This is a genomic window from Marinobacter manganoxydans MnI7-9 (assembly GCF_000235625.1).
In the GTDB taxonomy this organism is placed as follows: Bacteria; Pseudomonadota; Gammaproteobacteria; order Pseudomonadales; family Oleiphilaceae; genus Marinobacter; species Marinobacter manganoxydans.
Window position 1 is genome coordinate 68,731 of record NZ_AGTR01000080.1, and the last position, 13,660, is coordinate 82,390.

9 protein-coding genes are annotated in these 13,660 nt (G+C 57.7%); 6 read left to right on the forward strand and 3 right to left on the reverse strand.

Translation table 11 applies throughout. The features are described 5' to 3' along the window. Positions 1-51: 51 nt before the first annotated feature. A complete protein-coding gene (locus KYE_RS15745; protein WP_008175343.1) occupies positions 52-1,305 on the forward strand; it encodes an OmpP1/FadL family transporter in 1,254 nt (417 codons plus the stop codon). Between the two features lie 48 nt (positions 1,306-1,353). On the opposite strand, the gene KYE_RS15750 is transcribed toward KYE_RS15745, so the two are convergent. After that, the gene (locus KYE_RS15750) at positions 1,354-2,289 is read right to left on the reverse strand and encodes a D-2-hydroxyacid dehydrogenase (protein WP_008175345.1); all 936 of its coding nucleotides are present in this window, start codon (positions 2,287-2,289) and stop codon (positions 1,354-1,356) included. Positions 2,290-2,382: 93 nt separating this feature from the next. Here KYE_RS15750 and tmpT point away from each other — a divergent pair, with 93 nt between their 5' ends. From tmpT to KYE_RS15775, 5 genes are all read left to right on the forward strand, one after another. Then, a complete protein-coding gene (gene tmpT / locus KYE_RS15755) occupies positions 2,383-3,036 on the forward strand; it encodes a thiopurine S-methyltransferase (RefSeq protein WP_008175346.1) in 654 nt (217 codons plus the stop codon). A gap of 385 nt (positions 3,037-3,421) precedes the next feature. Further along, entirely contained in the window at positions 3,422-5,344 is a 1,923-nt protein-coding gene (locus KYE_RS15760) for a PrkA family serine protein kinase (RefSeq protein WP_008175348.1), read from the forward strand. A gap of 39 nt (positions 5,345-5,383) precedes the next feature. Further along, complete coding sequence (locus tag KYE_RS15765) at positions 5,384-6,673, forward strand: YeaH/YhbH family protein (RefSeq protein ID WP_202945865.1); 1,290 nt, start codon at positions 5,384-5,386, stop codon at positions 6,671-6,673. After that, entirely contained in the window at positions 6,670-8,229 is a 1,560-nt protein-coding gene (locus KYE_RS15770; protein WP_008175351.1) for a SpoVR family protein, read from the forward strand. The genes KYE_RS15765 and KYE_RS15770 overlap by 4 nt, the downstream gene beginning before the upstream one ends. Next, positions 8,226-10,157 (forward strand): alkaline phosphatase D family protein, encoded by a 1,932-nt coding sequence (locus KYE_RS15775; RefSeq protein ID WP_039882089.1) that lies wholly within the window; start codon positions 8,226-8,228, stop codon positions 10,155-10,157. Before KYE_RS15770 ends, KYE_RS15775 begins: the two co-directional genes overlap by 4 nt. Here KYE_RS15775 and KYE_RS15780 read toward each other — a convergent pair whose 3' ends face one another. Together KYE_RS15780 and KYE_RS15785 are read right to left on the reverse strand one after the other, a co-directional pair. Next, a complete protein-coding gene (locus tag KYE_RS15780) occupies positions 10,158-11,516 on the reverse strand; it encodes a TrpB-like pyridoxal phosphate-dependent enzyme (protein WP_008175355.1) in 1,359 nt (452 codons plus the stop codon). A gap of 38 nt (positions 11,517-11,554) precedes the next feature. Beyond that, a complete protein-coding gene (locus KYE_RS15785; RefSeq protein WP_008175356.1) occupies positions 11,555-13,630 on the reverse strand; it encodes a TonB-dependent receptor family protein in 2,076 nt (691 codons plus the stop codon). Between the last annotated feature and the right edge of the window lie 30 nt (positions 13,631-13,660).

The following is a 13,660-nucleotide window of genomic DNA, read 5'->3' on the forward strand; positions in this document are numbered from 1 at the left end:
GTAAAAAGGCCGCTATTCAAGAAATGGTATTTTCTGACCAGGTATTTTCTTATGCGAATCAAACTTGCTCTGGGCGTTGCTGCACTTACCGCCTTCTCACCGATGACTGCCCTGGCCACCAACGGCTATTTCAGTCACGGCTACGGCACCATCAGCAAAGGCATGGCCGGCGCAGGCACTGCGCTGTCCCAGGACAGCATTGCAGCGGCAACCAACCCGGCCGGTATGGCTTTTGTCGGGAACCGGATTGACGGTGGGTTCGAAGTTTTTTCGCCCCGGCGGGAATACACCGTAGAGGGTCCAGTCTCTCCTCCCCCTGCGTTCTCATTGCAGCCGGGCACATACAAAAGCAGCCGCAACGGTTTCGTTATCCCCCACCTGGGCTTTAATCGGGAACTTTCCGACACCACACGTTTCGGGGTTTCAGTGTATGCCAATGGTGGCATGAACACCGACTACTCTGGTGAAAGTGGCGGGCCTTTCTATGCAGGCCGTACCGGCGTAAACCTCGAACAGCTTTTTATTGCCCCGACCTGGTCCTGGGAGTTCTCCGACAACCAGGCCTTCGGCATTTCACCAGTCATTGCCTACCAGCGCTTCGAAGCTGAAGGCCTGCAGAGCTTCGCGCCATTCTCATCAGACCCGGGCGCGCTTTCCAACAACGGCACCGACGATGCCTGGGGCTACGGTTACCAGATCGGCTGGCAAGGTGAAATCACCGACACCCTCCGCGGCGGCCTGAGCTGGCGCAACATTCTGAAGATGAACGAATTCGACAAATACCGCGGCCTTTTTGCGGAACAGGGCGACTTCGACATTCGCCAGATGTTCAACGCGGGCATCGCCTGGTCCGGACTTGAAAACCACTGGTTCCTGCTGGATATCCAACACATCCGTTACAGCGAGATCAACAGCGTGGGCAACCCGCTGCTGCCCAATCTGCAGACCGCACAGCTTGGCGATGATAACGGCGCAGGCTTTGGCTGGGACGACATGACCATCGTCAAGCTGGGTTGGCAGTGGCAGCAAACACCGGCGCATGCCTGGCGGGCCGGCGTCAGCTATGGAGAGAATCCTATCTCCGACGAAGATGTGCTGTTCAACATCCTGGCGCCGGGCGTTCAGGAGTGGCACTTCACTGGCGGATTCACCCACAGCTTCACCGAAAACCTCGATGTCTCTGGCATGGCCTTTTACTCCCCGGCCAAGACAGTGACCGGACCCAACCCACTGGCACCGAACCAGACCATTGATCTGGAAATGTACCAGCTGGGTGCCTCGGTGAGCGTGGGCTGGAAATACTGATCTCCCAAGGCCAGTCTGCAAAGCCCCGGATCTTCCGGGGCTTTCCTGTTACAGCACAGATTTCAGATTGACAGCGGTGATGCCGACGATCCTCTGCCGCGCTTCCCGACTGGCCCAGGCCGAGTGCGGGGTCATAATCAGATTGGGAATATCGTCCGCCAGCAAAGGGTTGCCGTTGCGGGGCGGTTCCTCGGTCAACACATCGAAACCGGCACCGCCGATCTCACCGGCGCGCAGCGCGTCCGCAAGCGCCTGTTCGTTTACCAGGCCTCCGCGGCTGGTGTTGATGAGCAACGAGTCGGGCTTCATCATTTTCAGTTCGCGGGCACCGATCAGATCCCGGGTCTCGTCGGTCAGCAGGCAGTGCAGCGAGAGCACGTCTGCCTGGGGTAGCAATTCGTCCAGTGGAATTCGCGAATAGCCATCGACCACACCCGGTTCCTGCCCGGGCCGAGCTCCAAGAAGAACCTTCATACCAAAGGCCGCAGCCCGCTCCGCCACGCCCTGCCCCAGATCACCGTAACCGACAATACCAAGAGTGCGCCCCTCCAGTTCCATGATCGGATGATCCATCAGGCAGAACATGTCACTTTTGCCCCATCGCCCTGCCTGGACATCGCGGGTGTAATCCAGAAGCCGAGTGGCCAGTGCCAGCATCAACGCCATGGTGTGCTGCGCCACCGTTGAGCGGCCGTAGTTGGTCACGTTCATGACCTTGATGCCGTGATCCTTCGCCGCCGCCTGATCGATGTTATTCAATCCGGTCGCCACCACGGCGATGGTCTTGAGTTCGGGGCAGGCCTCGAAATGCTCACGGGTGAGCACTACTTTATTGACCAGCACGGTATCGAACCCCCGGATGCGTTCCAGGATCTGATCCGGCGTGGTCCGATCATACTTTTCCAACCCGCCGGTCACCGACTCGATGGGCGAGAGATCCACATCGTCGCCAAGAGTTTTGGCATCAAGAAACACAGCTTTCATACTTTTCTCCTGAATCCAGATGGCCACAGATTAGGGTAGACTTGGTTAAACGTCCAAAACTCAACATGTCCAAGTACGAACAGGGTATGAACCATGGAACATGAATTCTGGCACGAACGCTGGGCCAAAAAAGAAATCGGTTTCCACGAGGGCACGGTTAACCAGTATCTCCACGACCATTGGCCGGAACTGGCTGGCAAAGGCACCGACGCCGTTTTCGTGCCCCTCTGCGGCAAAGCCCACGACATGTGGTGGCTCCACGACCGCGGCCATCCGATCATCGGTGTAGAGCTGAGCGAACTGGCCTGCAAGGACTTCTTCGAAGAAGCCGGCGAGAAAGCCAAAGTTCACCCCGGCGAACCCTTCATAACCTTCAAACACGACAACCTGCAGCTCTGGTGCGGCGACTTCTTCCAACTGGTTCCGGAAGACCTCAAACACGTTCGACTGGTCTACGACCGGGCCGCCCTGATCGCCCTGCCGCCCCACATGCGCAGAGACTACGTAAACCACCTTACCGCCATAATCCCCGACGGCACCAGAATCCTGCTCATCACCCTGGACTACGACACCGAAATCAAGGGCCCGCCGTTCAACGTCAGTGACGAGGAAGTGCGGGAACTTTACCAGGACGACTATAAAATCGAGCACATCCTGACCAATACCCTGGCCAAGGATCATCCGTTTACAAAGAGAAAAGGCCTGGAAAACGCATCTGAAAGCGTCTTCCGTTTAACCAAACTCTAGCTTCCCGGGGCATCCCCCCGGAGGCCTGATCGGAGTGTATCGGGTGGCTTTCTGACAACGAATTTGATGTCTGAGCGAAGCGAGTTGCCAATTCGTTGTCAGAAAGCCACCCGGTGCACTCCAGCCCCCTCCGCCAGAAGGCTACAAAACCAACACACCCGCCTAACATAATTTAATGAACCTTAACCACTCACACACTGTCCAACTCCCGAACCGTGAACTAAGCTCAAAGTAAGCAAGCCGACCTCGACAAGATCGTGCACAGGCTTGTAAGTATCCATTCCTTCCACCCATAACTAACTAAACCGCCCGGACGGGCGGAACTGACTGCAACGGGGAAATTGCGTGAACTGAAAGCTGAAGATACAGCGAGCGAGGGCGATCTATGAGCATACTGCAGCACTTCAAAGACCGGTATGAGAGTACTCAGGAAGAAGAATACAGTCTTGAGGAATACCTGGAGATCTGCAAAAAGGACCCAACGGCCTACGCCACGGCCGCTGAGAGAATGTTAATTGCCATCGGCGAGCCAGAGTTCGTCGACACCTCGAAAGATCCGAGGCTTTCAAGGATATTTTCCAACAAGGTCATCAAGCGGTACCCCGAGTTTTCCGAGTTCTATGGCATGGAAGACGCCGTAGAAAACATCGTCTCCTTCTTCCGCCATGCTGCCCAGGGCCTGGAAGAAAAGAAACAGATTCTTTACCTGCTTGGTCCCGTGGGCGGTGGTAAATCCTCCCTCGCGGAAAAGCTCAAGTCACTGATGCAAAAAGTGCCCTTCTACGCCATCAAGGGCTCGCCAGTGAACGAATCTCCACTTGGCCTGTTCGATCCGGCCGAAGACGCCCAGATTCTGGAAGAAGAATACGGCATCCCCGCTCGCTACCTGAAAAACATCATGTCGCCCTGGGCCGTTAAACGGCTGCACGAATTCGGCGGCGACATCAGCCAGTTCCGCGTTGTGAAAATGTATCCGTCGGTACTCGACCAGGTCGCTGTCTCCAAGACCGAACCCGGGGACGACAACAACCAGGACATTTCCGCCCTCGTGGGCAAGGTCAACATCCGCATGCTGGAGGATTTCTCCCAGGATGATCCGGATGCGTACAGCTTCAGCGGTGGCCTGTGTAAGGCCAACCAGGGCCTGATGGAGTTCGTGGAGATGTTCAAGGCTCCCATCAAGGTCCTGCATCCGTTGCTGACCGCGACCCAGGAAGGCAACTACAACACCACCGAAGGCATGGGCTCGGTGCCCTTTGATGGCGTGATCCTGGCCCACTCCAACGAATCAGAGTGGCAGACCTTCCGCAACAACAAACACAACGAGGCGTTCCTTGACCGGGTCTATATCGTCAAGGTGCCCTACTGTGTTCGGGTTACGGAAGAAATCGAGATCTACAAGAAACTGCTGAGCAACAGCTCCCTGGAAGGTGCTCCCTGCGCGCCCGACACTTTGGATATGCTGGCCCAGTTCTCGGTATTGTCGCGCATCAAGGAGCCGGAAAACTCCAGCATCTTCTCCAAGATGCGGGTTTATGACGGCCAGAACATCAAGGACACGGACCCGAAAGCCAAATCGATCCAGGAGTACCGTGACGCCGCCGGCGTGATGGAAGGTATGGATGGGCTCTCCACACGTTTCGCCTTCAAGATCCTGTCCAAGGTGTTCAATTTCGACACCACTGAAGTGGCCGCCAACCCGGTGCATCTGCTCTACGTTCTTGAAAAACAGATCGAACAGGAGCAGTTCCCTGCTGAAACTCATGAGAAGTATCTCCGGTTCATCAAGGAATTCCTGGCACCGCACTATGTGCAGTTTATCGGCAAGGAAATCCAGACCGCATACCTCGAGAGCTACAGCGAATACGGCCAGAACCTGTTCGACCGTTATGTCACCTATGCCGATTTCTGGATTCAGGATCAGGAATACCGGGATCCGGATACCGGCGAGATCCTCGACCGCTCCTCAATCAACGAAGAGCTGGAAAAAATCGAGAAACCGGCGGGCATTTCCAACCCGAAGGATTTCCGCAACGAAGTGGTCAACTTCGTCCTGCGGGCCCGGGCGAACAACGGTGGCAAGAATCCGTCCTGGCTCAGCTACGAGAAACTGCGCGCCGTGATCGAGAAGAAAATGTTCTCGAACACCGAGGATCTGTTGCCTGTGATTTCTTTCAACCCGAAAGCGAGTCAGGAAGATCAGAACAAGCACAAGCAGTTCGTCGAGCGTATGGTCGACCGAGGCTACACGGAGAAGCAGGTGCGGCTGTTGGCTGAATGGTACCTGCGGGTTCGCAAGTCTCACTAAGTCAGTGACCATTCACTGAGCTGGAGTAACGCCATGGGAATGACCCACATAGTCGACCGGCGACTGAACGGTAAGAACAAGAGCGCAGTGAACCGTGAACGGTTCCTGCGCCGTTACCGACACCACATCAAACGTGCGGTGTCGGATGCTGTTCAGAAACGCTCGATCACCGATATAGAGCGGGGCGAGAAAGTCAGTATTCCGTCTCGCGACATTGAAGAACCCATCTTTCACCATGGCCAGGGCGGCAAGCGGGAGATGGTGCATCCGGGCAACCAGGAGTTTGTGGCCGGTGACACCATTCCCAAGCCCGATGGTGGTGGGGGCCAGGGCTCCGGGCAGGGGCAGGCCAGCCCGGACGGCGAAGGCATGGATGAGTTCGCTTTCCAGATTACCCAGGAAGAATTCCTGGATTTTCTGTTCGACGATCTCGAACTGCCGAACCTGGCCCGCAAGAAACTCAAGGATACCGAAGCCTTCAAATATGTCCGCTCTGGCTTCAGCACCGATGGGGTGCCGGCCAAGCTTGATGTAGTGCGCTCATTGCGCGGGGCCCACGCGCGCAGGCTGGGCCTGGGAGGGGCGCGCAAGAAGAAGATCCGGGATCTGGAAAAGCAGCTTGAAGCGCTGAAATCGGCGCCAGAAGATCTGGACCCGGCGTTCAGCCATGAGGATCAGATCCAGGTACTCGAGGAGGAAATCGCGCGACTGAAAGCAAACGTTCGCCGCATTCCCTTCATTGATGAAATCGACCTGCGCTATCGCCAGCACCTGAAAAAACCGCAGCCGGCCACCAGCGCCGTGATGTTTTGCCTGATGGATGTATCCGGATCCATGACCCAGATGCACAAGGACATCGCCAAGCGGTTTTTCATCCTGCTGTACCTGTTCCTCAAGAAAAACTACAAGAAGATCGAAGTGGTCTTCATCCGACATCACACCAGCGCCAAGGAAGTGGACGAGGAAGAGTTCTTCTATTCGCGGGAAACCGGGGGCACGATCGTCTCCAGCGCCCTCAAGCTGATGCACAAGATTATTGAGTCCCGTTATTCCCCGGCAGAATGGAACATCTACGCAGCGCAGGCGTCAGACGGGGATAACTGGAACGACGATTCCCCGGTATGCGGCAAGATCCTGGCCGACAATATCCTGCCGCTGGTTCAGTACTTTGCCTATGTGGAAATCACGCCGCAGGACCACCAGATGCTCTGGTATGAATACGAGAAGATTCAGGAGCAATTCCCCCAGAGCTTTGCCCTGCAGCAGATCGCCGACCCCGGTGAAATCTACCCGGTATTCCGCCAGCTGTTCGAGAAGAAAGCCGCATGACCAACCTCATGGACCGCCCCAATATGCCGGGAAGTGATCAGCCCAGGGCCCGGGAGCCAATCTCCACAGGCTCTGAGTGGACCTTCGAGCTGATCCAGGAATACGATGACGAGATTGCCAAGTGCGCCGCTGAGTTCGGTCTGGACACCTACCCGAACCAGATCGAGGTGATCAGCGCCGAGCAGATGATGGACGCCTACAGCTCCGTGGGCATGCCCGTTGGCTACCATCACTGGTCCTTCGGCAAGCAGTTTCTCAGCACATCCAAGGGCTATCAGCGCGGGCAGATGGGCCTGGCCTACGAAATCGTGATCAACTCCAATCCCTGCATCGCCTATCTGATGGAGGAGAACACCCTGCCGATGCAGGCGCTGGTCATTGCCCACGCGTCCTACGGCCACAACTCATTCTTCAAGGGCAACTACCTGTTCCGCACCTGGACCGACGCCAGTGCGATCATTGATTACCTGGTGTTTGCCCGCCATTACGTGGCGGAGTGTGAGGAGCGCTACGGCGTCGATGCGGTGGAGGAAATCCTGGATTCCTGCCATGCCCTGATGAACTATGGGGTGGACCGGTACAAGCGGCCGGCTCCGATATCGGCGTCGGAAGAAATGCGTCGCCAGAAAGAGCGTGAAGATTACCAGCAACGGCGCATCAACGATCTCTGGCGCACCATTCCGAAACCGGACGACGACGATGACCCGGTAAGACGCGGCAAACGCTATCCGGAAGAGCCCCAGGAGAACATTCTCTATTTCATTGAGAAGAACGCCCCCTTGCTGGAAACCTGGCAGCGGGAAATCATCCGCATCGTTCGGAAGCTCGGCCAGTACTTCTATCCTCAGCGCCAGACCCAGGTGATGAACGAGGGCTGGGCCAGCTTCTGGCACTACACCCTGCTGCACCGCTTGTACGACAAGGGTCTGGTGACCGACGGTTTCATGCTGGAGTTTCTTCAGAGTCACTCAGCCGTGGTGTATCAGCCGCCGTTCAACAGCCCCTGGTATTCGGGCCTCAACCCCTACACCCTCGGATTCTCGATCTTCACGGACCTGCGCAGGATCTGCGAGAACCCTACTGACGAGGACCGCGAATGGTTCCCCGACATCGCCGGCAGCGACTGGCTGGAAACCCTGCATTTCGCGATGAAGAACTTCAAGGACGAGAGCTTTATCCAGCAGTTTCTCTCTCCCAAGGTAATGCGGGATCTGAAACTCTTCGCGATCCAGAACGACGATCAGGAAGACGTCTACCGGGTGACCGCCATCCACGACGAGCCGGGCTACCGGGATCTGCGCGAGAAACTGGCGCGGCAGTACAATCTCAGTTATCGGGAACCCAACATCCAGGTGTGGAATGTGGATGTGCGGGGCGACCGCTCCCTGACCCTTCGACACATTCCCGTGGACCGCGTGCCCCTGGGCAAGGAAACCGACGAAGTCCTGCGTCACGTACACCGGCTGTGGGGCTTTGATGTGCACCTGGAAAGCGTAGAGGATGGCACGGTTGTGGAAGACCACCACTGCCCGCCCCGGGAATTTGAGGAGGACTGAATCTGGAGCCTGGTGACAAATTCGGGCCGGTACTGGCCGGCCCGGTTCTACGTCATGCCGCGCCGGACTCTATTGTTCTGTGGCTGGTAACCAGCGAACAGTCAGAGTTCGCAATTCAGGTATTCAAAGGCACAGAGCTCCTGCTGGATCGTCCGTTAGCCGATTCAGAGTTTTCACGACTCAGAATTGGTACCCGAGCCTGGCTGAACCTGCTGACCATTACGCCTGAGGCTACTCTCCCAAAGGACACCCGGCTGGAATACGACCTGGGGCTCACCGCCGAAGGCTCAGAGGCTTGCCAGTGGATCCGGACGTGGGCTCCACATCTCTGCCCCGAGGGCCGGGAGAGGCCGGGCTTTACCCTGAAATCCAGGCTGGACCGAATACTCCACGGCTCCTGCCGAAGACCCCACCACCCCTCTCCTGACGGGCTGGTTCGAGTGGATGAAGAGCTGCAGAAGGCAAAGAAGCTTGAGGACGTTCCGTCTCTGCTCCTGATGACCGGCGACCAGGTTTACGCCGATGATGTGGCCGGCCCGATGTTACATGCCATCCAGTGTGTCATTCACCAACTGGGCCTTTACCAGGAGGTACTGGAAGGCGCCTCGCTGTCGCACAGCAAGGAACTGACTTCGGTGGCGAATGCCTATTACCACCGGGATGAACTGCTGCCGGAATCCGAATTCAATGAAGACCTGACCGAGCGCTTCTTCGGTGGCGTCCGCAAACCAGTGTTCACCACCGCCAATGCCGGCAATCACCTGATTTCCTTTGCCGAGGTTATGGCCATGTATCTGCTGGTCTGGTCGCCGGAACCCTGGGCTTTTGTGACCAGTGCTGAGCCGGTCGATGACCCGGACGAGCTGGCACGCTATCGGAAAGAACAGGCCGCCATCGACGAGTTCCGCAAGAGCCTTCCGCAGGCAGCGCGGGCCATGGCCAACGTGTCCGTCTATATGATCTTTGACGATCATGACGTGACGGACGACTGGAATCTCTCCGCGCTCTGGGAAACCACCGCTTACGAACACCCCTTTTCCCGGCGCATTATTGGCAATGCCCTGCTGGGCTATCTTTTGTGCCAGGGCTGGGGCAACCAGCCTGGCAATTTCGGCCAACTGATCGAACAGTGTCAGAGGCTGTTCGAGTCCAGCAACGGGCAACACGAGCTGGATACGGCCATTCAGGATGATCTGATCGACCAGCTGTTCCACTTTCAACACTGGCACTTCAGCCTGCCAACATCACCCAGACTGGTGGTGCTGGACACCCGCACCCATCGCTGGCGGAGCGAAATCCGGCGCAGTCACCCCTCCGGACTGATGGACTGGGAATCACTGACCGATTTTCAACACGAAATCATGGGCGAGGATGCCGTCGTGGTGGTTTCGCCGGCGCCAATGTTCGGGGTAAAGCTCATCGAGATGATCCAGCGGGTGTTTACCTTCTTTGGCAAGCCGCTGTTGGTGGATGCTGAAAACTGGATGGCGCATCGGGGCGCGGCCAGTGTGCTACTGAATATCTTCGGCCACCCCCGAACGCCCAGACACTTCGTGATTCTCTCAGGCGATGTTCACTATTCGTTTGCCTACGATGTGAGGGTGCGCCACAAACAGAACGGTCCCCGCGTCTGGCAGATCACCAGTAGCGGCATCAAGAACGAATTCCCCAACGCCCTGCTGGAATGGCTGGACCGGCTCAATCGCTGGCTGTTCGCACCCTGGTCGCCCCTTAACTGGTTCACCAAGAGACGGCGCATGTGGATTTCCCCCAGGCTACCCGAGGGCCGCGAGGCCGGCGAGCGGCTGTGGAACGGCGCGGGCATCGGAGACGTGCGACTGGATGACGAGGGCGCACCCACCGCCATCCGACAACTGGATGCCGGCGGCGGGGGTACGATTTTCAAACAGCGGGCGAAAGACGACTGATCAGGCGTTGACCGAGGGCAGCCCGGACAGGGCCATGGCCAGTTCCTGTTCGTCGTACTCGTGGTCGCTCAGTTCACCGGCGAAGTAGGAGGTGTAGGCTGCCATATCAAAATGGCCATGACCGCAGAGGTTGAACAGGATCACCTCATCCTTGCCTTCCCGCTTGCAGCGCAGGGCTTCGTCAATGGCACCCTTGACCGCATGGTTGGCCTCCGGAGCCGGCACGATACCTTCGTTCCTCGCAAACAGAACGCCGGCCTCGAAGCACTCCCGCTGAGTGTAGGACACCGCATCAAACAGCCCCAGCTCCTTGGCATGTGAAACCAGGGGTGCCATACCGTGGTACCGCAGACCGCCGGCGTGGAAGCCCGGCGGTGTAAAGCCGGAGCCCAGGGTATGCATCTTGGTCAGCGGGGTCATGTGGGCAGTATCACCGTAATCGTAGGCGTACTTGCCCCGGGTCAGCGTGGGACAGGCCGAGGGCTCTACCGCCACAATCCGGGATTTCTCGCCGCCTCTCAGGGCGTGCCCCATAAACGGGAAAGCAATTCCGGCAAAGTTGGAACCACCGCCAGTACAACCCACAATCACATCGGGCCAGCAGTTCGCCATTTCCATCTGCTGCATGGCTTCCAGGCCGATGATGCTCTGGTGCAGCAATACGTGGTTGAGAACCGAGCCCAGGGCATACTTGGTGTTCGGGTCCTTGACCGCCAGTTCCACCGCTTCGGAGATGGCGATGCCCAGACTACCATTGTGGTCCGGAGTCTCTGCCAGCACCTTGCGGCCAAACTCGGTCAGCTCCGAGGGCGAAGCCACACATTTGGCGCCGTAGGTTTCCATGACCGCTCGGCGATAGGGCTTCTGGTTGTAGGAAACCCTAACCTGGAACACCGTAACGTCGATATCGAACAGAGAGCCGGCAAAGGACAGCGATGTGCCCCACTGCCCTGCACCGGTTTCGGTAGTGAGGGTGCGAATGCCCGCTTCACGATTGTAGAAAGCCTGGGGAATTGCAGTATTCGGTTTGTGACTGCCCGCCGGGCTGACGCCTTCGTATTTGTAGAAGATCTTTGCCGGTGTGCCGAGGGCCTTCTCGAGACGATGGGCCCGGTACAGAGGCGCCGGCCGCCAGAGGTTGTAAACGTCACGTACCGGCTCAGGGATCTCGATTTCCCGCTCAGTGGTCACTTCCTGTTCAATCAAGGCCATCGGAAATAACGGCTCAAGATCGGACGGGCCCACTGGTTGCTGGGTGCCCGGGTGCAGCACGGCGGGCAACGGCTCAGGCAGATCCGCCTGCAGGTTGTACCAGTATTTCGGCATCTGGCTTTCTTCGAGAAGGAACTTGGTTTGCATGAATTAAAAATCCCTACTGTTTGTGTTGTTATCGCCCCTCAGAATACCCATTCCAGGCCCGCATAAAAAGTTCTTCCCGGGGCGGGTTCGAAATAGCCCCGGTCTTCCACAGGGCGGTTCGCGTTGGCATTTATCCGCACGTTACTGAAGTAGTCCTGATCCAGCAGATTGCGGATTCCGGCATACAGGTTCAGGGTCTGATCCGCCATCCGTACTGAATCGCCGGCACGCATACCGACCAGCCAATAGTCACTCACCAGGGTCTGGTTGCTGTTTTCGGCGTAGAACTCGCCCACATACTGCCACTCCAGAGCCGCGAAACGACCGGCTGCACCGCGCCACTCCAGCTCGCTCACCCAGAGTTGCTCCGGCAGACCTGGAATAGCGTTGCCGCTGGCGTCGTTGCCCTGCTCATCCACAAAGTCCCTTAGCTCGTAATCCGCCAGGGTCAGCGCGCTGGTTACCCGCCAGGCGTACGAAAGGTCCCAGGCCAGACCCAGTTCAAAACCATTGCGACGGGTTTCGCCGGCGTTTTCGTAGAAGGTCTGATCGCCCACGTTAAAGGGCAGGATCTCGTCCTCCACCCGGATGGAGAACAGGGCCATGTCATAGCTGAGGCCACGGCCAAGCATGCCGCGCATACCCATCTCGCGATTCAATGCCTGCTGCGGCTCCAGCTCGGGATTGAAGCCGCCGCCATTCGGATTGGCAAACTCGGTAAAGGTGGGTGACTCGAACGCCGTACCGAGGGTGGCGTATACCTGGTGCGCCGGTGCCAGCTTGTAGCTGATACCGGCAACGCCACTGTATTCCCGGAAAGTCCGGTTGCCCGAATCATCGTTACCGTCTTGCAGCCAGTCGTCGTCAATGGCCAGACGCAACCGGTCGAACCGCACGCCAAGGGAGACGTTGAGTGCGTCGCTCAGCGCCAGGTCGCCCTGGCCAAACACCGCCACATTGGTAGCACTCTGGTTTTCCGCCTGGGTCTGGCCGGTGATATCGCCATCGATAGACACCGAATAGCGGCGCCGGTCGTCGGACTGATGGTGAACATCCAGGCCGGTTACCCACACCAGAGGCAATCCGGCCAGCGTCGATTCCTGCTGATACTGGGAACTGATGCCGTAAAAGTGCCGGTCGTAGGCTATGCGGCTGCTTCCGGGAAACGGCAACTGCTGTGCGAAATCCCGGTGAGTGTAGAAGGTATCGAGGGTGAGTTGGCCGGGAAGGACGCCCGAGTCTTCAAATCTTACACCCAGGGTCTGCTGGTTCACGGTCTGGCTGCTGTCCAGCCTCTTGGCCAATGCGGTGGCCTGCTCCGGATCTTCTTCGGCCTGGGCCAGGGTGAGCCCACCCGGATCTTCGGATTTGGGGTTATGCAGCGCGTTGAATGTGGCGGTTATCCGCCGTCCAGAATCCAGATCCCGTGCCACACGGGCGTTGAACAGTGCTTTCTCTGCCTTGCTCTGCTCCCGGTGGCCATCAAAGGTCAGCCAGGAAAGCGTTGCTATGCCGCTGGTATCACCATCAACGCCATTTCCCTGTATCGCGGCCTTGCGATAGTCGTCACTGCCGCCATCGAGCCGCAGCCGACCGCCCTGGGGCAGCTCATCACCCAACGCAGTGGAAATATCGATCACACCGCCCGCGGCATTCCCATACTGAACGGAGGCAGGCCCCCGAATGACCTCGATTCGCTGGGCGGAATCCAGATCAATGGCATCGATCTGGGACTGGCCATCGGGCAGCGTGTAGGGGATACCATCCACCTGAATCCGGATACCCCGAATACCGAAGGGCGCTCTGGCACCAAATCCGCGAGTAGACAATCTGAGATTCTGGGCGAAGTTGTAGCGGTTCTGAAAAAACAGGCCCGGAACGGTATTGAGGGATTCATCCAGTTGCAGACGCTGCTGACCCTCACGGATATCGGGTGCGTTGATGACCGAGACTGCCGCGGGCGTTTCGTACAGATCCCGAACCAGTCTTGGTGACGTTACTTGAAGCACCAGCTCCTCATCGTTGTCCAATGACGACTGTGCAATCGCCGGAAGCGAGCTCGACATCCACACCGGTGACAGAACAAGCACTGCCAGGTAGTTATTCCTGCTCAAGGGGCCTCCTCAGGGTTCGCTTATCAAGGT

Bases quoted from the DNA above. Each gene is read 5' to 3' on its own strand.
- KYE_RS15765 (WP_202945865.1), top strand. From the start codon at position 5,384: ATGACCCACATAGTCGACCGGCGACTGAACGGTAAGAACAAGAGCGCA.
- KYE_RS15770 (WP_008175351.1), top strand. From the start codon at position 6,670: ATGACCAACCTCATGGACCGCCCCAATATGCCGGGAAGTGATCAGCCC.
- KYE_RS15745 (WP_008175343.1), top strand. From the start codon at position 52: ATGCGAATCAAACTTGCTCTGGGCGTTGCTGCACTTACCGCCTTCTCA.
- KYE_RS15760 (WP_008175348.1), top strand. From the start codon at position 3,422: ATGAGCATACTGCAGCACTTCAAAGACCGGTATGAGAGTACTCAGGAA.
- tmpT (WP_008175346.1), top strand. From the start codon at position 2,383: ATGGAACATGAATTCTGGCACGAACGCTGGGCCAAAAAAGAAATCGGT.
- KYE_RS15750 (WP_008175345.1), bottom strand. From the start codon at position 2,289: ATGAAAGCTGTGTTTCTTGATGCCAAAACTCTTGGCGACGATGTGGAT.
- KYE_RS15780 (WP_008175355.1), bottom strand. From the start codon at position 11,516: ATGCAAACCAAGTTCCTTCTCGAAGAAAGCCAGATGCCGAAATACTGG.